Annotated in this window: 17 protein-coding genes and 2 pseudogenes; 11 read left to right on the top strand and 8 right to left on the bottom strand. The window is 51.5% G+C overall.

The window, feature by feature from the left end:
- Positions 1-40: 40 nt before the first annotated feature.
- The 4 genes from ACTJKZ_RS12175 (at position 41) to ACTJKZ_RS12160 (ending at position 3,717) form a co-directional block, all read left to right on the top strand.
- Positions 41-757, top strand: a complete 717-nt coding sequence (locus tag ACTJKZ_RS12175) for a nitroreductase (protein ID WP_440829642.1) — start codon at positions 41-43, stop codon at positions 755-757.
- Between the two features lie 64 nt (positions 758-821).
- Positions 822-1,568 (top strand): NADPH-dependent F420 reductase, encoded by a 747-nt coding sequence (locus ACTJKZ_RS12170; RefSeq protein WP_253418061.1) that lies wholly within the window; start codon positions 822-824, stop codon positions 1,566-1,568.
- 113 nt (positions 1,569-1,681) lie between these two features.
- Positions 1,682-2,590, top strand: coding sequence for an NmrA family NAD(P)-binding protein (locus ACTJKZ_RS12165; protein WP_440829641.1), 909 nt, complete (start codon positions 1,682-1,684; stop codon positions 2,588-2,590).
- A gap of 236 nt (positions 2,591-2,826) precedes the next feature.
- Positions 2,827-3,717, top strand: a complete 891-nt coding sequence (locus ACTJKZ_RS12160; protein WP_440829640.1) for a helix-turn-helix domain-containing protein — start codon at positions 2,827-2,829, stop codon at positions 3,715-3,717.
- 378 nt (positions 3,718-4,095) lie between these two features.
- Here ACTJKZ_RS12160 and ACTJKZ_RS12155 read toward each other — a convergent pair whose 3' ends face one another.
- The 4 genes from ACTJKZ_RS12155 to ACTJKZ_RS12140 form a co-directional block, all read right to left on the bottom strand.
- Positions 4,096-5,553, bottom strand: a complete 1,458-nt coding sequence (locus ACTJKZ_RS12155; RefSeq protein ID WP_161736042.1) for a sugar porter family MFS transporter — start codon at positions 5,551-5,553, stop codon at positions 4,096-4,098.
- A 114-nt stretch (positions 5,554-5,667) separates the two neighbouring features.
- Positions 5,668-6,609, bottom strand: coding sequence for a sugar phosphate isomerase/epimerase family protein (locus tag ACTJKZ_RS12150; RefSeq protein WP_161736043.1), 942 nt, complete (start codon positions 6,607-6,609; stop codon positions 5,668-5,670).
- A 9-nt stretch (positions 6,610-6,618) separates the two neighbouring features.
- Complete coding sequence (locus ACTJKZ_RS12145) at positions 6,619-7,797, bottom strand: Gfo/Idh/MocA family protein (protein WP_122889439.1); 1,179 nt, start codon at positions 7,795-7,797, stop codon at positions 6,619-6,621.
- Between the two features lie 54 nt (positions 7,798-7,851).
- Positions 7,852-8,775 carry a substrate-binding domain-containing protein gene (locus ACTJKZ_RS12140; RefSeq protein WP_122889438.1) on the bottom strand — a complete coding sequence of 308 codons (924 nt, stop codon included), beginning with the start codon at positions 8,773-8,775 and terminating at the stop codon, positions 7,852-7,854.
- A gap of 389 nt (positions 8,776-9,164) precedes the next feature.
- Here ACTJKZ_RS12140 and ACTJKZ_RS12135 point away from each other — a divergent pair, with 389 nt between their 5' ends.
- A complete protein-coding gene (locus ACTJKZ_RS12135; protein WP_161736044.1) occupies positions 9,165-10,181 on the top strand; it encodes a LacI family DNA-binding transcriptional regulator in 1,017 nt (338 codons plus the stop codon).
- Between the two features lie 9 nt (positions 10,182-10,190).
- Complete coding sequence (locus tag ACTJKZ_RS12130; RefSeq protein WP_440829639.1) at positions 10,191-11,021, top strand: sugar phosphate isomerase/epimerase family protein; 831 nt, start codon at positions 10,191-10,193, stop codon at positions 11,019-11,021.
- A gap of 375 nt (positions 11,022-11,396) precedes the next feature.
- On the opposite strand, the pseudogene ACTJKZ_RS12125 reads toward ACTJKZ_RS12130, so the two are convergent.
- Both ACTJKZ_RS12125 and ACTJKZ_RS12120 read right to left on the bottom strand, forming a co-directional pair.
- Positions 11,397-12,153: pseudogene (locus tag ACTJKZ_RS12125) on the bottom strand (transposase); the annotation flags it as partial.
- Between the two features lie 154 nt (positions 12,154-12,307).
- Positions 12,308-13,225 carry a LysR substrate-binding domain-containing protein gene (locus ACTJKZ_RS12120; RefSeq protein ID WP_440829638.1) on the bottom strand — a complete coding sequence of 306 codons (918 nt, stop codon included), beginning with the start codon at positions 13,223-13,225 and terminating at the stop codon, positions 12,308-12,310.
- A 161-nt stretch (positions 13,226-13,386) separates the two neighbouring features.
- On the opposite strand from ACTJKZ_RS12120, the gene ACTJKZ_RS12115 reads away from it, so the two are divergent.
- The 4 genes and pseudogenes from ACTJKZ_RS12115 (at position 13,387) to ACTJKZ_RS12100 (ending at position 16,685) form a co-directional block, all read left to right on the top strand.
- A complete protein-coding gene (locus ACTJKZ_RS12115) occupies positions 13,387-14,067 on the top strand; it encodes a type 1 glutamine amidotransferase domain-containing protein (RefSeq protein WP_161736046.1) in 681 nt (226 codons plus the stop codon).
- Positions 14,068-15,508: 1,441 nt separating this feature from the next.
- Entirely contained in the window at positions 15,509-15,781 is a 273-nt protein-coding gene (locus ACTJKZ_RS12110; protein ID WP_253418078.1) for a hypothetical protein, read from the top strand.
- Positions 15,782-15,799: 18 nt separating this feature from the next.
- A pseudogene (locus ACTJKZ_RS12105) lies at positions 15,800-16,000 on the top strand (VasL domain-containing protein); the annotation flags it as partial.
- 160 nt (positions 16,001-16,160) lie between these two features.
- Complete coding sequence (locus ACTJKZ_RS12100) at positions 16,161-16,685, top strand: phenolic acid decarboxylase (RefSeq protein ID WP_161736048.1); 525 nt, start codon at positions 16,161-16,163, stop codon at positions 16,683-16,685.
- 19 nt (positions 16,686-16,704) lie between these two features.
- On the opposite strand, the gene clcA is transcribed toward ACTJKZ_RS12100, so the two are convergent.
- Positions 16,705-18,033 carry a H(+)/Cl(-) exchange transporter ClcA gene (gene clcA, locus ACTJKZ_RS12095; RefSeq protein WP_253418353.1) on the bottom strand — a complete coding sequence of 443 codons (1,329 nt, stop codon included), beginning with the start codon at positions 18,031-18,033 and terminating at the stop codon, positions 16,705-16,707.
- Between the two features lie 154 nt (positions 18,034-18,187).
- Entirely contained in the window at positions 18,188-18,391 is a 204-nt protein-coding gene (locus ACTJKZ_RS12090; protein WP_311202147.1) for a YicS family protein, read from the bottom strand.
- Between the two features lie 270 nt (positions 18,392-18,661).
- Here ACTJKZ_RS12090 and ACTJKZ_RS12085 point away from each other — a divergent pair, with 270 nt between their 5' ends.
- On the top strand, positions 18,662-19,879 hold the full coding sequence (locus ACTJKZ_RS12085) for an FAD-dependent oxidoreductase (RefSeq protein WP_440829637.1): 1,218 nt from the start codon (positions 18,662-18,664) through the stop codon (positions 19,877-19,879).
- The last annotated feature ends 136 nt before the right edge of the window (positions 19,880-20,015 follow it).

The following is a 20,015-nucleotide window of genomic DNA, read 5'->3' as shown; positions in this document are numbered from 1 at the left end:
AGTGGTAATCACCACTAACTCTCATACAAAGGAAACCTTTATGACTATGACTGCAGTCCATCTCCGAACCGAAACATCATCAGATGAGACACTGCCATTTAGCGAGGCAGCCCACGCGCGTCACTCTATCCGTGGCTTTCTCGACAAGCCCGTGCCGTTAAGCCTTATCCGCGAGGTGCTGGAGGATGCCCAGTGCGCGCCGTCCAACTGCAATACGCAGCCCTGGAATACTCACATTGTCCGCGGCGAAAAGCTTAAGCAGCTATCTCAAATCCTGCACGCCAAAAACGACGCCGGAGAATTCACGCCGGACTTCTCTTTCGACCAGAACGACTACTACGGCGAATATCGTAAGCGTAACGACGCGCTGGGCAAGGCCTATTATGAAGCCATGAACGTGATGCGCGAGGACAAGGAGGGGCGGCGTCGCGTGGGCGCGATGAACTACTCGTTCTTTAATGCTCCCCAGGTCGCGTTCCTGTTTATGCCCTCATTTGGTGACAATGTCCGTGTTGCAGGTGACATAGGTATGTATGGCCAAACCTTCCTGCTGTCGCTCGCGGCGCGCGGTCTCGGTGGTATTCCCCAAACTGCGCTTGGTTTTTTTGCCGAGACAATCCGTGAATTCCTCGGCATTCCCGATGAGTTGAAATTGCTCTTTGGCATCTCTTTCGGCTACCCGGACGAAGCGGCACCCGGCAACCGGATCCGTATGGATCGCGTACCGGTGGACACCAGCGTGACTTTCCACGACTGAAACACCAGGGCGGCATCATTTTGCCCGCCCCCAAACGGCAATTGCTCATTACGAGGATGACATCATGAAGATTGGCATACTGGGCACAGGTAACATTGGCATAACGCTGGTTATGAAACTCAGCGCTGCTGGTCATGACGTAAAGGTTGCCAATTCGCGCGGCCCTGACACGATCGAAGGCGACATCCTGACCTACGGCGCTCAGGCCGTTACGTCCACTGAAGCAGTGACGGGGGTCGACGTGGTAATCCTGTCGACGCCGCTCAGCGCCATTACGAAGATCGCTCCGCTGTTCGCGAGCGTGCCTGCCAGCACCGTTGTCATCGACACATCGAACTACTATCCCAAACGTGACGGCGAAATCGCTGACATCGAAGCCGGACAAACCGAGAGTGAGTGGGTTGCAGGGCAGCTGGGTCGTCCCATTGCCAAAGCGTGGAACGCCATCACCTCCGCCTCCTTCGCACAGAAGGGTGTCCCTGCAGGATCGACCGGGCGGATCGCCATTCCCGTTGCAGCCAACGGCGAGCGGGAACGTGATGTGGCGATGAGACTGGTCGACGAGACCGGGCTCGACGCGGTTTATTCGGGACCGCTCAGCGAATCATGGCGCCAGCAGCCCGGCGCACCAGTTTACTGTACGGATCTGGCGCGCGATGAGGTGCCCGATGCCCTGGCCGCAGCCGAGCGGGGCCGCCTGCCGAAACGCCGCGACCTCGCGATCGAGGCGATCATGGAACGGGTTGGCGACAGCACTACCAACCCCGACGCGGACTACGCCGTGCGTCTGACGCGCGCGCTCTTTATGTAGCTGACGTAGCGGGCAAAGTATGCAGCCCGTTGTGGGGGATTCAGACATCTCCTTTCCTGAAACGTGGCGTTGCCCTGACGCTCTATCAACCAACTGAATAAGGTATTGTACTCATGACAATACATCAGAAGCCCGTCGTCCTTGTTCTGGGCGCTACCGGAACTATCGGTAGCCATATCGTCAAAGAACTTGACGATAAAGATGTTCATCTGCGCATCGCTTCACGCAAGCAAGACACGGTAAACCAGCTGCGCAGGGAAGGAAAAGATGGCGTTTATCTCGATCTCGATAAACCGGAGACCTTCGCGCTCGCGATGGCGGGCGTTGATCGCGTCTTCCTCTTAACCGGCTACAGCGTTGCCATGCTCACGCAGAGTAAAACCCTGGTGGATGCAGCCAAGAAGTCAGGTGTGAGCCATATCGTTCATGTGGGTGTGTTCGCTGAATGGGATACCACGGATGCCCACTTTGTATGGCACCAGATGATTGAAAAATATATTGAGGCGAGTGGCATTGCCTGGACGCATCTCCATCCAAATATGTTTATGAATGTATTCACCGGCCTTTACATCCCCAAAAATTTCAACTACACAACTTACTGGGGCGATCGGAGAGTCGGCTATATCGCGCCCGAGGACATTGCCGCCGTCGCTGCAAAAGTGCTCTTCGATGGGCCTGCGCGTCATGCCGGACAGCATTACTGGCTGAGCGTGGAAAGTTTGAACGGTGAAGAAATAGCCGTGCTGATGAGTGAGGTGACCGGGCTTGAAATCAGGTGCGAAGACAAAGGACTGGAAGGCTTCCGTCAGCTGATCGATTCACTTATTTCTCAAGGTGCTGACAGCTGGTATGCCAGTGCAAACATTGATTTCGTTACCCAGATGCTTGATGGCAGGATGTCCTATATGTCGATGGTGCAAAACGATCTTCCTTATATTCTCGGCAGGCCAGCGAAAACGGTGCGGGAATACTTGACTGAAAATAAAAGTGCGCTGATTGCTTCAGCAAAGAACCCCCAATAAAAAAGAATCAAGGCTCTTGAGATGCTGACATTTTCTTCACGAGCACGCTTTTACCCGCCTTACTGATATAAAGATTTTTTGCAGCAGGTTCGCTGCCCTGACACACGCGACTTAACGTGTGTCAGGGCCTTTAAGGCTTTACGTAAAACGTTTCGATGAATAATAACCAGCGGCTTTCCTGTCTCAGGCATTCAACAATAGATACGTAATTTTATGATGCTCCGGGGCCAATACAAATGAAAAGTTTTACCCACGATCTCATTGTCTGGATTGAAGAGAATCTTGATAAAAAAATCATCCTCGACGAAGTGGCAGAGAAGTCCGGTTACAGCAAGTGGCATCTCCAGCGACTGTTTCGCCAGGAAACTGGCATGAAACTGGCCACCTACATTCGCGAACGCAGACTGTCTGAATCGGCTATCCTGCTGAAAATGACCGGCGCACCTGTCATCCATGCGGCTGAACAGTTCGGCTTTACCAATCAGCAAGCTTTCACCCGGACCTTTACAAAATATTTTTGTCTGCCCCCGGCGCGTTACAGGCAGACGAAAGAGTGGCATTTTCACGGCCTGCAGCCCAGCCTCTTATCATCCGCTCGCACCATGCCGGAACCGGAAACAGCATGGCTCAGCGCGCCCTCGCTTTCTGATGTGACCTTTAGCTACCAGTGTGAAAGCGCCGACCTCTACTCTATTGCTTTCCACACGGATCAGCGTGAGCAGGGCCTTAAAAAGGCGGCGCGCCTCCTTCGCGGAGAATCACCCACCTGGTTCGCAGAACGGTTTGAACCTGACAGCTCCTCCGGCAACATCCGACTGATACTGACCTTTGGCTGTCGCGAGGATAAAGATGAGCATGGCGGGCAGAATGCATCCAGTCCGGGCATGTTCCTGCGCTTTCCGTTTGAAGGTAGTGCGGCAGAGTTGACTGAAATGCAGATGAATGTTTATCGGCACATTCTGCCGCGCCGTGCTGAAGCCCGGCGTGAAGGTGACGACCTGTTTATTGTGGGGCCGGACCACGAGGCAAACCTCATGTCATCCCATTTTTGGGGGGATTATTATATACCGGTGACAGCAGGCAAAATGCGTTTTGAACGGTTTCCTGACATCCTTAAGGATATCTAACGTACCTGTGGATAAATTCTCCAGATGAAGTAATAACAGGCCTAGAAAACTTCATTTCCGGCAAAATAACAGGTCGAAATATTGCTCTGTGCACGCATTTTGTTCCAGCAGATGCGCGGATTGCATGTCGATTTTTTCTGATAAACGTGCCGGTAGCAGCATATAGAGTGGCAAAAATTGAGTATATGCAGGTTAACGTTGGTAAACGTCCGCTCCTCGCTCATAGCGTACCTGTCAGCACGCATTTCCACTTTGTGCGAGAAGCTGACGTTCCATCATCCTGCTAAGCTAAATAGCGGTGAGCAGTTCAGCAGGTCATAAAAAGCGCTATTTCATGCCTCATTTTTTTCAATATTTCTGTGAATTTATAAATCTGAATTATTCAGACAGTGCCGACTTCACTCCTTTTTTATCCTTATAAATATCGCGCAGATAATGCTCAATTTGCTCCAGACTTCGGCCGCGGGTTTCCGGGATGAATTTCAGAACAAAAGCGCTGCCTAAAACTCCTACGATGCCATAGATGCCAAATGTGCAGGCAAGCCCGAATGAGGAAAGAAGTACCGGAAAAGACATAGTGATTATGACATTAGAGCACCAGAGCGCACATACTGCGCCGCCCATACATATACCGCGAATTTTACTCGGAAACATTTCTGACAACATTAGCCAGATAACAGGTGAGTAGAAGCCCTGCATGAAGCAGAGGAACAGTAACATTGCCCCAAGAATGAAATAACTGCGTAACAGATTGACATCGTTACCCATATGTTCCGGCATAAAAGCCGATATGGCGGCGAGAAGAAACAGGCAGCAGGTGCACCCTATCTGGCCCATCGCAGCCATGGTCCGACGACCGATATAACCCAGCAAAACAATGCCGATCAGAACCATGATGACTGACACCACACCGTTAGCTATGGTCGCAAACAGTGAGGCATTCGTGCTCATACCGGTATTCTGTAGGATAATGGGGGCATAATACATGATGCTGTTAACGGCCGTTGCTGCGTGGAAAAAGGCAAAGGTGAGACCGATAAAAAAAACTTTGCACATCCAGGGCGTACGTAAATCCTGCAACGAACCTTTTTGCTGCGCTTCTTCCGACAAATTTTCTTCGATTTCCATCATTTCCCAATCTACATCTTCTTTTGCTCGTGTCCGGCTCAGAATACGGCGAGCCTCAGCAAAGCGCCCTTTAAGCGCATACCAGCGGGGAGAGTCAGGCATAAAAAGCATACCCAAAAAGAGAACGACTGCCGGTAGCGTGGCAATGCCCAGCATCCAGCGCCAGGTGTTTTCGCCACCCCAGAGTGCATTGAGCGCGAAATTCGAGATGTAAGCCAGCATCTGACCGGAGACAATCATTAATTCGCTGATGGTGACAAGCTGTCCGCGCCTGTTTGCTGGTGCAATTTCTGCCAGGTAAACAGGCACGGTACTTCCAGCGCCACCGACTGCCAGTCCGAGAACCACGCGGGAAATGAGCATAACTTCCAGGTTAGGCGCAACGGCTGTTCCCAGCGCTCCCAGAGCAAAAATGACAGCAAGGATAAGGATGATATTACGACGGCCAAGGCGATCTGCCAGTCCACCTGAAATCAGCGCGCCTGTAGCCGCGCCCACTAACAGTGAACTGGTTACCAGACCTGTGGTGAAGGGGGTTAGCTGTAGTTCAGGCCCCATAAAAAGTAATGCACCTGAAATCACGCCGGTATCATAACCGAACAACAAACCGCCTAAAGTAGCAATGGCGGTAATGACCTTCACGAGAGGTTCAGTTCGTACTTTACTGTTGGGGCCGGAGGCAGGATTTTTCGAAATATAATGTTCCATCAGGCTACTCCATCTGAAGATTAGGCTATGTGGGGTACATTTTTTAATGGTCTGTTCAGGCATGAACATATTTTTGATAAGGCTGCCGCTTTACGGCAGCCTTAAGGGGAAAAACTACTGACTGATAGTCTGCTGTAACGCAGCAACTGATGAGGTAACACCTGCCTCAACGGACATGGTTAAATCCTCCATCTCCAGTGAAACCCAGTCGTTGTAGCCCATCATGCGTACGACCGAGAAGAACTCTTTCCACCATTGAAGGTCCTGACCACAACCTACAGCCACATAGTTCCAGGCGCGGTTTGCGACGTCCTCAACCGGTTTGGTTTCGAGCAGACCGTTGATGTTAACCAGTCCACGCTCAAGGCGTACGTCTTTACCGTGACAGTGATGTATGGCCGGTCCAAGTGCGCGGGCGGCAGCGATAGGGTCGGCACCCATCCAGATAAGATGACTGGGGTCAAGGTTCAGTCCAACCATAGGTCCCACGGCGTCACGCAGCCGGAACAGGGTTTCCGGATTCCAGACAAGCATTGAACTGAAGTTCTCCAGCGCAAATTTTTCTACGCCGCTGGTCTTCGCCTGCTCGACCAGATCCCGCCAGTATGGAATAGCAACCTCATTCCACTGATAGTCCAGACAGTTTTTCAGCGTGGGTGGCCAGCTGACGGTATAGGTGATCCAGTTCGGGATGGTGTCATGCGGACTGGCCGGAGGCAGGCCGCTCATCATTACAATTTTTTTTACACCCAGTTCCCCGGCCAGCCGCAGTGCATTTTCAGTATCCTGTCTGTGGCATTTCCCCAAATCTCCCGGATCCAGAGGGTTCCCGGAAACGTTCAGAGCCGCGATGGTCATGCCGCGGCTTTCAAGCGCGTGAAGAAACTGCTGACGCTTTGATGCGCTTTCCAGAAGCTCAGCCGTTGGGACATGCGGTGCTGAAGACCAGCCTCCGGTAGTCATTTCAACGCCGTTAACACCCAGCTCAAGCAGCTTGTCCAGCATCTGCTCATAAGGCAGGTGGCCGAGACTGTCCGTACAGAAAGAGAGTTTCATCGTCATTCCTTATTCGTAGTTAACCCAGCTGGAACCGCTATCTGCCGAGCGCACACAGTTTTCAATCCAGCGCACGCCTTCGGCGCCCGCGTTGATGTCCGGATAAACCAGCCCCTCAAGAGTTTTACTGTCGCCGCGCTGAGTCGCGCTGATGGCAATGGCGAACTTGAGATAGATGTTGGCCCATGATTCAGCCAGCCCTTCGGTATGCAATGCCCCAAGGCGCTCATCGGCCAGGGCACTTTCATCAAGGTAGGGCATACCATGATGCAGCATCTGGTTAGGCTGGCCCTGAACCTCAAATTTAAGTTCTCCCGGGTTATAATCGCTCCATTCCAGGCTGGCCCGGGAGCCGATAACGCGAATACTCTGGCTGTCCATTGAGCCTGCATTTATTGCAGAGGCCCACATGCGTCCTACGGCACCGTTTTCATAATGCATCAGCACCATAGCGTTATCTTCCAGTGGTGCCCGGGACGGAATGAAGCTCTGACGATCGCATAACAGACTTTTGATTTTCAGGTCAGGAAGTACAAGCTGAGAGATGTAAAAGGTATGCGTTGAGATGTCACCCAGCACAAATGACGGACCGGCAATTTTAGGGTCTACGCGCCATTTCTGCGCATCGCTGAACTTGTCCGCGTTATCAGTTGCGCTAAATCCATGTGTGTACTGCAGTTCAACCATGCGTACATCACCAATTTCGCCCTTAGCAATCATGGCGCGCATCTGCATCAGTAATGGATGGCCTGAAAAGCCATAGGTAACGCCCACGATCAGGCCTTTTTCCGCCGCCAGTGCTTTAATTTCCTGCGCTTCAGCCGAGGTAAAAAAAAGCGGTTTTTCACAGATAACATGAATCCCGGCATTAAGCGCAGCTCTGGTGATTTCAAAATGCGTGCCATTAGGCGTGGCAACAGTAACAACTTCAACACCATCTTCACGCTTAGCTTCTTCAGATAGCAGCTGTCCATAATTCTCATAACAACGTTCGGCCGGTAAGCCAAGGTTGATGCCGAACTCACGGCCTCGGGTGGCATCGACGTCAAATGCGCCAGCAACAAGCCGGAAGGCAGTGTTATCGCGCAGTGCACCCGAACGATGTTTATAGCCAACCTGACTGAGCCGGCCGCCGCCAATCATGGCCCAGCGTAGTGGGCGGGAAATACTTTTTTCACCGTTTAGCATAAATACTCCGAATTAACGCTTTGCACCCGGGTGCAAAGATGGGTTTAATAAAAATCACTTCTGGTTCTGCTGGATAAATTGTTCGTAGTTGGCTCTGGTAACAGTCTGGTAGGGGATCCAGTGGTAATTATCTGTCTTCTGCTTATTAATCAGCGCATTTGCCACTCTTACGGCACCGGTAGCCTGTGCTTTAGCATCCTGGAAAACAGTTACAACCATCTCACCGTTTTTAATAAACTGCAGTCCGTCAGGTGTGCCGTCAATGCCAGCAACCATCACGTCTTTTTTCTTCGCCTGGTTCAGGGCCATAATGGCACCGATGGCCATTTCGTCGTTATTGGCGACGATCGCATTGATTGACCTGCCGTTAAGCAGCCATGAAGAGACCACGTCTACCGCCTCATTTCGCTGCCATTTTGCGGTTTGTTTCTCAATCACCTTCATATTTTTATGCTGCGCAACAAACTCTTCAACAGCGCGTGTACGTTCGCGAGCCTCCTCATTCGAAAGTGCACCCATCAGAATGGCGATGTTGCCTCGGTAATTCATTAGCTTAGCCAGTTCTTCGATCTGCATTTTGCCACTCAGGGCAGAGTCCGATCCCACATAACTCATTGCCCCTGTCAGCGGCACTTCTGGTTTACGATTCACGAAAATCAGCGGGATTCCGGCATTTTTAGCCGCCTGGATCATTGGAAGTACACCCTGAGTGTCGACCGGATTAAGTATGATGGCGTCTACCCCCTGATTAATAAAATCATCAATCTGCTGTACCTGGAGCGCAACATCGCCTTTGGCATCAGAAAACTGGCCTTTCATGCCCTGCGTATCCAGCTCATGCATCATTTGTGTGCGAAGGATCGACACAAAGTTAAGGTCGAAATTTGCCAGCGCGACGCCAACCTGCGCCGTTCTTGCCTGAACCGCCGTAGCCAGTGTCAGGCTTATCAGCATCAGTAAACCGAGAGTCTTTTTCATGATTGAATCCTGTAGCAAATTAGTATGTTCGGTCCCTGACGTGAAGAGCGACAGCTTTATGCTCAGGTTAATTTCCGCTCCTGCGTATGCCGTCTGATAAAGCCATAATCATTTTGCTCTCGGGTGCAAAAATGCATCCAGATGCAAAATCTTTTCACCCTGGCATGATGGCTGAAGAAGATGTAGCGAATGTGTAAGAGCCTGAAAATTTAGTCAACAAGCTTTTAAAAAACACTCACACGGGATCACATTTTTTTTGCAATCGGGTGCATTAAGTTTGATTACGGTGTAATTTCTAGCCAGACTCTGGATAAACCACACGTCTTTGAAAAAGATTAAATTCTCCTTAATCTCTAAATTGCATGCATGCATTTAACAACCGGATTTTTATGACAAATAAGGCAGCAAAGCGTCAGAAGGTAACGGCACGGGACGTAGCATCCCGCGCTGGAGTGTCTAAATGGACGGTTTCCCGCGCTTTCACACCGGGTGCCTCCATTTCTGATAAGGCCCGCGGAAGAATTCTGGAGATTGCGCAGGAACTGGGATACCGCCCGAATTTACTTGCCAGGGGGTTATCGCAAAAGCGTACGCACATCGTAGGCGTGGCGATCGATGAATTAAAAAATCCTCACTCAATGCTATTGCTGGACGAGGTGACACGGCAGCTTCAGAGCTTTGGATACATGGCTTTGCTTCTGAATATCACCGGCAATAATTACAGTGCCGTAATGTCGCTGGCCGATCAGCTCCAGGTTGATGGGATTCTTTTTATGGGTACAGCACTGACGCCCGAATTCATTGCCATCGCCCTGGATATGCATTCTATACCGCTGGTGCAGGTAGGCCGCAATACTGAGGGTCAGGGAATAGACGTCGTGAATATTGACGACTACCAGGCCGGACGGGTCATTGCCCGCTTACTTATGGAGCAGGGTCATAAGAAATTTGGCTATATGGCCGGGCCGGGCAGTAATGAGGGGCATCTGCAGCGTAAGGAGGGGTTTCATGATGCATTATCCTCACAGGGATTTGGACTGACACTCGAATTCAGCGCCGAGCATTACGATCGTCGGCTGGGTTATGACCTGATGAAGCATTATTTGCTTGAAACGCCAGTACATGAACGCATTGAGGCACTGTTCTGCGAGAATGACATACTCGCCCTGGGAGCGATGGAGGCGTTGCGCGGTGTTTCGGGAAAAGATTCTGTTGCAGTCGTTGGTTTTGATGACATTGATGAAGCTGCGGCCCCTGCCTGGCAACTTACTACATACAGTCAGCGTCTTGACCTGCTTGTAAAGGAGGCGCTGAACCGGCTTCTGTTGGGAAAATCGGATCCGGACGGTCTCTGGAAAAAAGGAGAGCTTCGCGTTCGCCGTTCACATCTTCATATTTCTGATTGAGGAGATGCAATGAAACTGTCATTACATGGAGTTTCTGTATGGTACAGCAACGCAGTGACGCAATTACGTATTGCTCGTGAGGCCGGTTTTACCGGGCTGGAATTACTGCCTGAACATATATTTCGTTATCTGGAAAATGGTGGCAGCTATGCAGAATATCGTCAGCTGATGCAGGATAACGGTATTGATATTACCTGTATTAACGCTCTCAAACGTATCGGTCGCTATCAACCACAGACCCGTGCTGAACTTATACAGGAGGCCAGGATGATTTGTCATGCTGCTGCTGAGCTTGCCTGTCCTGTCGTTCAGATCATGGCGCTTGATGAAATCAATGAACTTACTGAAACAAACCGCAACACCATCCTGCACGATAACATCTGTGCCATAGCCGATATTGGTAAACCTCTTGGCATCAGATTTCAGATTGAAGTTGTTGCCTTCACACCCTTTAATTCATTACAGCAAGGTCTGGACATAATTGCCGCATGCGGCAGGGATAATGTGGGGCTGGTTATTGACTTCTGGCACTTGCACGCAGGCGGTAAGACTCATCCGGACGAAGTTGCCAAAATGGATCCCAGCCTGATTTACGGTGTCCATTTCTGCGATGGTCGCGCTGCTCGTAAGGACGAGGCATGGGATGAGTGGGTACTTCGTGATTACGCACCGGGCCAGGGTGAAGTGAACATTGATAGCTGGGTCAGAGCCTTACGTAAAACGGGCTACAACGGTGTATGGTCTCCTGAATGGCTCAGCCCACATGCCTGGGAACACGACGTATTTGAAGCAGGAAAGCTGAGCATGCAAAGCCTGAAGCACTATGGCATAAGTGATTGAATCCGGCCTGACTGAATTCTAAACGTTTACGCCTGAGCTTCTGCTTTCACGCATAGCGGACTTTAAAGCACCAATAATTTCAGTAGATTTCCCATTCCACATAAACGGCGACATGTCAGCACGCATGATGGCCATACTGGGGTAGATGGCTGCGGGTCAGGACGTTTACTCCATTGATGAGTCTTTTCTGGACGTTATCGGGATTGGCGGCATTATCCCGCTCGAGACATTCGGCCAGCAGATGCGCGAGCGTATCTGAAAGGAAACCGGGCTGATAATCGGCGTGGGATTTGCACCGACCAAAGCGCTGGCCAGACTTGCCAATCACGCGGCCAGGAAGTTGACACAGACGAACGGCGTTGTGGACCTGTCTGACAGAATACGCGTGACCTGCACGCCTGAAATCCGGAAGGCAACAGTGACCGTCAGGCATTCCTTTGTGAAATCGTCCACCCAGGTCAGGCACTTGTTCCTGCGACCGGTGGCGAGCGCGTCCATGACAAAATCCATCGACCAGGTCAGGTTGGGCGCCGCCGGGCGGAGCAGCGGCAGATGTTCTGTTGCCAGCCCTTTACGACGTTGTCTGCGTTTTACGCCCAGCCCTCTCAGATGATAAAGGCGGTACACGCGCTTGTGATTAACCAGAAGCCCTTCACGGCGCAGTAACTGCCATATGCGGCGGTAGCCAAAACGCCTGCGCTCCAGTGCCAGTTCAGTAATGCGCCCTGATAAATGCGCATCAGCCGCCGGACGCTGGGATGAATAACGGCAGGTCAACAGGGACAAACCTGTCAGCCTGCAGGCACGACGTTGCGACAGACCGGTCGCATCACACATAAACTCAACGGCTTCCCGTTTCTGAACTGTCGTCAGTACTTTCGCCCCAGAGCCACCTGAAGCGCCTCCTTATCCAGCATGGCTTGGGCAAGCCGCTTCTTTAGGCGGGCGTTCTCGTCTTCAGGTGACTAAGCCGCTTAACCCCGGGCACTTCAATACCGCCATACTTCCTGAGTCAGGTATAAAAGGTGGCGTCGGAAATGGCGTGCTTGCGGCATAGCTCACGGGCAGAAACCCCGGCTTCAGCTTCGCGGAGGATACTGATGATCTGTCCGTCGGGAAAACGCTTCTTCATGGGGATGTCCTCATGTGGCTTATGAAGACATTACTGACATTGGTGTGTACTCATCAACGGGGAGCAGGTCAAGGGTATTAGCCTCCGATGGGGACAGTAGTAACCCCTGTTAACCCTATCAAAATTAACTATTAGTCAGGAAGCGGTGAGCGTGCTAACTCTTTATTTGAGGGTCGGCCAGCGCGTGGGCTGTTTCTGCAATTAAACCCCTGAACCAGCGATGTGCAGGATCGTCGCGATAGCGCGCATGCCACCCCATTTCAACCGGAAAAATGCCGAGATCAACAGGCGCGGGAACAATTCTGAGCCGCTGATCTCGGGAAAGATGCTGACAGATCAGGCGAGGCAGGGTCGCGCAGTAGTCCGTGACCGCAATCATCTCCGGTACAGCCAGAAAATGTGTCACTGACACGGCAACCTGCCGACGCAGGCCGCGCTTTTCAAGTGCCTGATATAAACCTGCGCGCATGCGGCCAGGCGGCAGGACATTAACGTGTTTGAGCTGCTCATACTGTTCTGCGCTGAGGTTTTCGCCTACCAGCGGATGATCTGCGCGTATCACACATGCCAGACCTTCATTCATCAGGTGCTGCACAACCAGATTATCAGGAGGTTCAACGATACGACCCAGCACCATATCAGTATTGCCTGAAATTACGCCGGTTTCCGTTACGTCGTTGCCAAAAGGGGTAAGGCGAAGCCTGATACCGGGTGCGCAGTCATGAAGACGCGCCACAATGGCAGGCATCATGATGAATTCAACATAGCTGTTAGGTGCGAGGGTAAAGAGTCGGGTGGCGTGCAGCGGATCAAAGTCCTGCTGACCAAGGATCACCTTGTCGATGGATGACAGGGCAGTACCGACCACCTGGGCCAGCTGTTCCGCTTTTGGTGTCGGGCGCATACCGTAGCGCTCGCGGATAAACAGGGGATCGTTGAGCGTTTCCCGCAGCCGGTTTAATGCATTAGAAAGTGCCGGCTGGGTAATACCCAGGCGCTCTGCGGCGCGAGTGACGCTGCGCTCTTCTATCATAACCAGCAAAACTGGCAGTAAATTCAGATCATATTTCATTAAGTTATAATTCTATGTGAATATCTAAAATTAAAGAAATAAATTTCATAAATATTCTGAAACGCGCCATGATTAACGGGTCAACACAGAAGATAGCGGTTCACGCGCTGGTTCTGACTATCCTTACACGTGAGACCGACTGACTGTTATACGGAGCATAAATGAAAATTTTAATGGTTTTGACCTCGCATGATGAGTTGGGCACCACTGGCAAGAAGACCGGTTTCTGGCTGGAAGAACTTGCGGCACCTTATTATGCATTCCTGGATGCGGGCGCTGAAATTACCCTGGCTTCACCGAAGGGCGGACAGCCGCCACTCGATCCAAAAAGTGATGAGCCGGATTCTCAGACTGATGAAACTCGCCGTTTTCATGCGGACTCTGCAGCTCAGGCCGCGCTGGCTTCGACCGTGAGGCTTGATACGGTTAATCAGGAAACGTTTGATGCCGTTTTCTATCCGGGCGGTCATGGTCCTTTATGGGATCTGGCAAACGACAAACACTCCATTTCGCTGATTGAGCAAACCCTGCAGGCTGGTAAGCCGGTGGCGCTGGTTTGTCACGCGCCAGGTGTTCTGCGTGATGTGAAAAACGCCGATGGCACACCGCTGGTAAAAGGCAGGAAAGTAACCGGGTTTACTAATAGCGAAGAAGAGGGCGTTGGCCTGACTGACGTCGTGCCTTTCCTGGTGGAAGATGTGCTGAAACAGAATGGCGGTCTTTACTCACGTGGTGATGACTGGCAATCCTACACTGTGCAGGACGGTTTGCTGATTACCGGACAGAACCCAGGTTCTTCAGCCGAGACTGCCAAAGTTTTACTGGCAAAACTGGCGAAATAAGCGTTTTACAGCATGCTGTGTTCTGAGGGCGCCTGCGGGCGCCTTTCTTTATTGCGGGTATTAAGTGAGAAGATTGATAGTGACGGTGTAAATTATTTGTATTTAATAAATCAGGGTTTTATTTTTCTTAACATTGATAATAAATTTGAGATGTGTTTTCAGACGAAAATATAAGTCCTCGAGTTCCACTGAAAATATAAACATGTTTTTAAAACCAGTGTTGACATCATTTTTCATATCCGTAAAGTAGGACTCATCAGCGGCAAGTAGTTGCCCTGATAGACTGAAAAACCAAAGGCGTTATGAGTAAAGGTGCCGACAAATGTTTCAGTTGAAGTTGTCGGTGGTTCTGTTAAACACTGTTCTTTGAAACTGTTCGTTAGTTAATGATAACCCTGTTAAATGGAGTCGAAGTAAGTCTTTAAGAAGTCTGTAGTTGGATGTTAGTAGCAAAAAGCATGCAACAGGACGCTTGTAGTATCGCGTCGCGATGATGTAAGGCCTCGTAGTTCTGAACGTTACGTTACGACAGGATACGATTGCGGTTTAAACGTCGTAATGAAAGTAAGGCAACGCATCAAAGAGTCTATATCGCGATGGGGGTGTGCAGATTTATACGGGCCTGACCTGTCTTTGTCTCCTGAAAGACTATCAGGTGGTTGAAACCGCTAATAATAGTGACATTTCTGTATCGTGATCATTATTATCCGCAGGATCTGTTCATAAATAGCAGTACCGAAGCAGTACCTATCAATTAAGTTAGTTAATGTTAAATGCTAAATCTGTAGTACCTTAAAAGCCCTGACTATTTCAGTCAGGGCTTTTATCATTTGAGCCTGTCTGTCAGATTTTTCAGGGGTCTCATTATTCGTTGTCATTTTCGAATTCTTTCCCGTTAACCACTACCTGCCGCATTCGCGCATGCTTAATTTTACTCCAATTCATGCATCCTCTCCATCGCTTCGCATCAGGGTTCCTTGCTCTGCTGAGAGTATTCACAAGGTGTGGCTTTAGCACTGTCATCTGGAATGACTGCGGGCATTTACTCGGCGCAACACCCTCATCGCTGAGATCAGCAATGAACATCACGTTGACTCATCACAAGACATATCCACTATATGGCAGAGCAGATGCGGCTGTACCATCGCAAGGCGTTCTTTGACGAATACCGTCCAGCGCTGATCCGTAAAAATCAAAAATAATTCACAACATTAATAATTCAGTCAGTAAATGGAATGTACTCGCTTCTGATCCCGGTTCTGCTCATCACTCAATGTTTAAAATCAGAAATGTTTCATGGCAGGGTAAGCCATTTTCAACATTTCCCACTGACAGTGACGTCAGCGAACCTGGTGATACCCCCGATAGCGTCTCTCCGGCGGGCATGGCGGACTTTCGCTGCGGGTATGCTGACCATGCTGGTTCTGGGTGCGGGCGGTCTGTGGAGCTGCTAAAAGTCGCCCCGCAGCCGCTCAGCCCCGTACCGGCTATCGTCGATGCGCACGTACTGACAACGCTGGCGCAGCTGCCGCCATTGTGGCAACAGGTGTATGGCTTTGTGCTCGCCGCCAGAGCTGGACCTGTCCAAACAGAGACGCTTAAAGCGCAGTGGCAGCAGCACCTTATGGGAAATGCACACCCACAGAATCATTATCCGGCTGGCATCAGGGGATGGAAGATTGCAGGTACTGACATACCGCCTGAATATGCTTGATGAGCGCAAAGGCAGGTATCCACCGGCTCGGAACTGAAATCGATGGTGTTCACGATAACACAGGACTTCAGCCGTTCAGTTCCACTCGAAGAGCAGCTTTATCAGCTGGGGCAGTCAGAAAGTACGACATCAGGAAGAGCAGCACAGCTGGCGCAGGTCGATATGCAGTTTACTCAGTTGCAGAACCGCTATGCGCTGATTAAAAACCAGTCAGAGTGATGACGGACAGCGATAAGCACTGGGGCGATCAAATGTCTGCCGGGTCGCTTATGGCAAAATCGATAATCTGCGCCATAGTCAATATTCACCGATTAATTGCGCTTTAGCTTTTATTAAATCCATCGGCGCATAGGTTATGCGCTATTTAACAGAGGTTAAAATGTCTACAGAATCTTTAGAAGATATCTCCGGCGATCTCTCCCAGTTCGTTGGCACACATTTTGTCTATACCTACGATAATGGCTGGAAATATGAGTGGTACGCCCGCAATGAAACGACCTGCGACTATCGTATTCATCAGGGGCTGGTGGGCGGTCGTTGGGTGACTAACCAGAAAATGCACGCAGTGCAGTTTGCACCCGGCATTTATAAAGTAGACTGGCATGAACCCACCGGCACCTGCGTCAGCCTGCTGTTTGATCTCAATCGTACCCTGCTTCACGGGACAATTTTCTTCCCGCAGTGGATTGCCGGAGAAGGTCAGCATCCGGAAAAAACCATCTGCTATCAGAATGACTTCATTGAAGATATGCACCGATTCCGCGACGAAGGCCCGGCCTATCCTTATGTGATCATTCCTGAGTTTGCGAAAGTGACTTACATGAAAAACGAAGGGCCGGATAATGATGAAGTCATTAATCAGGCACCGGGGCAGATGCCTGCTGACTATTTTGATGGTAAGTAACTGATAGCACGGCCCGCCGCTATGGGCGGGTCGCTTCTGCCTGGCGTGCCAGCGTGCGGGCCAGTATGGATGAATAGAGTGGTTTCCCCCCCAGAAACTGCGCCAGCAGCGTAGCCCCAAGGCAGGTAATAATCATCGGCAATATCAGCTGATAGTTATCGGTCATCTCCAGCACCAGCACAATCCCGGTTAGCGGTGCCCTTACCGAAGCCGCAAACAGTGCGCCCATCCCGGCGATAGCAAAGGTTCCCGCGTCCAGATGATATAACGGGAACAGATCCGTCATCGCTACCCCAAAAGCTGTCCCGAGCAGCGTTCCCAGTGCCAGCATCGGCGCAAAGATACCGCCCGGCGCACCTGAGCCAAAACAGAGCAGGGTAGTGACCAGCCTGACCATGAAGATGAGCAGCAGCAGGGTGAACGGAAATACACCATGAACCGCCTGTGGAATCAGTTCTGAGCCGCCGCCTGCGCCAGGCGCGAACAGCAGCGCCAGAACACCGCAGCCACCACCCAGTAATGCACCCGCCAGCACTACGCGTGCCGTTTTGCCGGCATAAAAGCGAGCAAAGAGGTCCTGCGTAATAAATATCAGGCGGTTAAACAGCACGCCTACCATGCCGATGATCATACCCAGCACCAGATACATCCACAGCGTCTGTACTGGCGCATCAGCCAGTTTGCCAACGGAGATCACCGCCTGTTCGCCGTTGAAACAGCGAAACACGATGCTTGCCATAATCACACCGGTAAACACCGCTTTAATCGAAATCAGGTTATAACGAAACTGAGGACGCATCTCCTCGATGATAAACAGTATGCCTGCCAGCGGCGCATTAAACGCGGCGGCCAGGCCTGCTGCCGCACCCGTTGCCAGCAACGTATGACGCGCTTCGTTGCTGCGCATCCCCAGAACATCAATCACCATGCGGCCGATATTGCCACCCAGTTGCACTGTCGGGCCTTCACGTCCCAGTACCATCCCGGCACCCAGCGTGCCCATGCCGCCAAAAAATTTTACCGGAATCACCCGCCACCAGCGCACAGGTCTTAGCTCTTCCAGCGCCCCTTCAATTTCAGGAATGCCGGAACCACCCGCTTCGGGCGCAAAACGTCTGACGAGAAAATAGCCGACCATCGCGAGCAAGGCCGAAATGGCAAAAGCGGCGGCGTAGAGCATCCAGCCCTGAAACTGTGCGGGGATAAGCGTAGCGGCGCGCCACTGCTGTATTGTTTCAACGGCCCGGGCAAACGCCACGCCCGCCAGACCGACCAGCGTACCGACCAGCGCGGCGCAAAACAGCATCGCCAGCGGCGTTTTGTCACGATAGAGCAGGGCGCGAAACATCCGGCTGCGCGCCGCGATAGAACGGGGAACGTAAACCGGCTGCGGTGATTCTTCATTCATTGAGAGGCATCTTTGTTCAATCAGACCAGCGTGCCAGTTTACTGAGTGATAAGGTGAAAACAAACGTCAGGATCAATTTCAGCCGGGAAATGAGTTAATCGGTCTGCGGTGGACAAACCACTTGTGCCATGCGTTCGCGGTAGGCTGGATTGTCCTGGTTTTTCAGCGCCTGAGCCGCGGCGGTCAGCGTGAGCTGATTTTGTTTCAGGTTATGCTTGTCATTGAGAAATGTCTGGCGCAGTTTTTCATCGGAGAAGGCTGGCGGTAGCTGACACGTCTGGCGCAGATCGTCGGTTATCTGCTACTGACGCAGTGTAAACTGCAGCCTTTGATAAGGCCCGGCGGACACAAGCATGGGACAGACTGAAAGCAGTATAAATAACGTATTGCGAATCACGTTCATGATGATCTCCTGACTGCTGAGGACAGGAAAGGCTCTTCGGCAGTTTTCAGTTGAGTGTAATCGCATTGAGTGATTAGCCTGAGCACAGCACCATCGACCGGGTGCAGCAATGTCGCCACGGTTGACGCAATAATCATAGTAATACTGGCGCGACAGGGAGCTGACATGCAGCCACATTCCACTGAAATTCTTACCGCTGACTGCTGTATCGTCGGCGGTGGCCCGGCCGGGTTAATGCTGGGTTATCTGTTTGCCCGCGCGGGAGTGCGTGTAGTCGTCATCGAAAAGCATGCTGACTTTCTTCACGACTTTCGCGGAGACACCATCCACCCTTCGACGCTGGAAATCATGCATCACCTCGGACTGCTGGAATCTTTCCTTACGCTGCCGCATCAGCGTGCCGAAAAGCTGGAAGCGGAAATTGCAGGACAAAGCATTACGATGGCCGACTTCTCACGTCTGCCTGTTCAGTGTCGTTTTATTGCCTTCATGCCGCAGTGGGATTTCCTGAACTATATGGCAGAGCAGAGTGCCCGCTATCCGGGCTTCAGTCTGCTGCAGTCGACTGCCTTCGGGTCGCTGATTGAAGAAAATGGCACGGTCATCGGCGTGACGGCTTCACGCGGCAATCAGCAGTTGCATATCCGCTGCAAACTGGTGGTCGGTGCTGACGGTCGCCATTCGCGCGTACGCGACGCGTCCGGGCTGATCGGACAGGAATTTGGCGCCGCGCGCGATGTCATCTGGTTCCGCTTAAGTAAGCAGGCGCAGGATCCCGATTTGGGCATGGGGCATAAAGGGCCGAAGCAGAACTTTATTGTTATCGATCGTGGCGATTACTGGCAGTGCGGTCTGACCATTCCGAAAGGGGAGTTTGAGGCGAAACAGTCCGCCGGTCTCGACGCGTTTAAAGCAGAGGTGGCGGCGGTGTCGCCTTTTGAGGCGGCGCGCATGACGGAAATCGAGAGCTGGGAGGCGTTCAAACTGTTGTCGATACGTATCGACCGCCTGAACAAGTGGGCGAAACCCGGTGTGCTCTGCATTGGTGATGCGGCGCATGCCATGTCGCCGATTGGCGGGGTTGGCGTCAATCTGGCGATTCAGGATGCGGTGGCGACGGCGAATCTTTTGACCGATCCTCTGAAGCGGGGAGAACTGCAGCTGCGCGACCTGGAAAAAGTGCAGAAGCGCCGTCAGTTCCCTACCGTTGCCACGCAGTTTTTGCAGATCAAGATGAGCCGTAATAAAGCCAGAAGAAAACCTGCGGGAAGCAGCAAGGTTCCCGCGATTATCCAACGCCTGCCGTTTCTGCGTTTTGTGCTGGGTCGTCTGATTGGTCTGGGCTTCCGAACGGAGTCGCCACAGGTTGCGCGTATGAAGTAAGTGCGTTAAATGATTTCGACAGCAATCAGATATCGTGCGACACTGTTTCACTGTGAAAGTACTGTCAGATTGAGCCGCTATTTATCTGATAATTGGGCGCTAATTGAGCATTATTAAGCTAAATTATTTTCGATTT

Origin of the sequence: Pantoea sp. 22096, assembly GCF_052045955.1 — a bacterium.
Classification (GTDB): domain Bacteria; phylum Pseudomonadota; class Gammaproteobacteria; order Enterobacterales; family Enterobacteriaceae; genus Pantoea; species Pantoea alfalfae.
This window is presented reverse-complemented; position numbering and strand designations above follow the sequence as displayed.

Bases quoted from the DNA above. Each gene is read 5' to 3' on its own strand.
- ACTJKZ_RS12115 (WP_161736046.1), top strand. From the start codon at position 13,387: ATGAAAATTTTAATGGTTTTGACCTCGCATGATGAGTTGGGCACCACT.
- clcA (WP_253418353.1), bottom strand. From the start codon at position 18,033: ATGTTTCGCGCCCTGCTCTATCGTGACAAAACGCCGCTGGCGATGCTG.
- ACTJKZ_RS12140 (WP_122889438.1), bottom strand. From the start codon at position 8,775: ATGAAAAAGACTCTCGGTTTACTGATGCTGATAAGCCTGACACTGGCT.
- ACTJKZ_RS12150 (WP_161736043.1), bottom strand. From the start codon at position 6,609: ATGAAACTCTCTTTCTGTACGGACAGTCTCGGCCACCTGCCTTATGAG.
- ACTJKZ_RS12155 (WP_161736042.1), bottom strand. From the start codon at position 5,553: ATGGAACATTATATTTCGAAAAATCCTGCCTCCGGCCCCAACAGTAAA.
- ACTJKZ_RS12170 (WP_253418061.1), top strand. From the start codon at position 822: ATGAAGATTGGCATACTGGGCACAGGTAACATTGGCATAACGCTGGTT.
- ACTJKZ_RS12135 (WP_161736044.1), top strand. From the start codon at position 9,165: ATGACAAATAAGGCAGCAAAGCGTCAGAAGGTAACGGCACGGGACGTA.
- ACTJKZ_RS12175 (WP_440829642.1), top strand. From the start codon at position 41: ATGACTATGACTGCAGTCCATCTCCGAACCGAAACATCATCAGATGAG.
- ACTJKZ_RS12120 (WP_440829638.1), bottom strand. From the start codon at position 13,225: ATGAAATATGATCTGAATTTACTGCCAGTTTTGCTGGTTATGATAGAA.
- ACTJKZ_RS12160 (WP_440829640.1), top strand. From the start codon at position 2,827: ATGAAAAGTTTTACCCACGATCTCATTGTCTGGATTGAAGAGAATCTT.
- ACTJKZ_RS12145 (WP_122889439.1), bottom strand. From the start codon at position 7,797: ATGCTAAACGGTGAAAAAAGTATTTCCCGCCCACTACGCTGGGCCATG.
- ACTJKZ_RS12130 (WP_440829639.1), top strand. From the start codon at position 10,191: ATGAAACTGTCATTACATGGAGTTTCTGTATGGTACAGCAACGCAGTG.
- ACTJKZ_RS12100 (WP_161736048.1), top strand. From the start codon at position 16,161: ATGTCTACAGAATCTTTAGAAGATATCTCCGGCGATCTCTCCCAGTTC.
- ACTJKZ_RS12165 (WP_440829641.1), top strand. From the start codon at position 1,682: ATGACAATACATCAGAAGCCCGTCGTCCTTGTTCTGGGCGCTACCGGA.
- ACTJKZ_RS12085 (WP_440829637.1), top strand. From the start codon at position 18,662: ATGCAGCCACATTCCACTGAAATTCTTACCGCTGACTGCTGTATCGTC.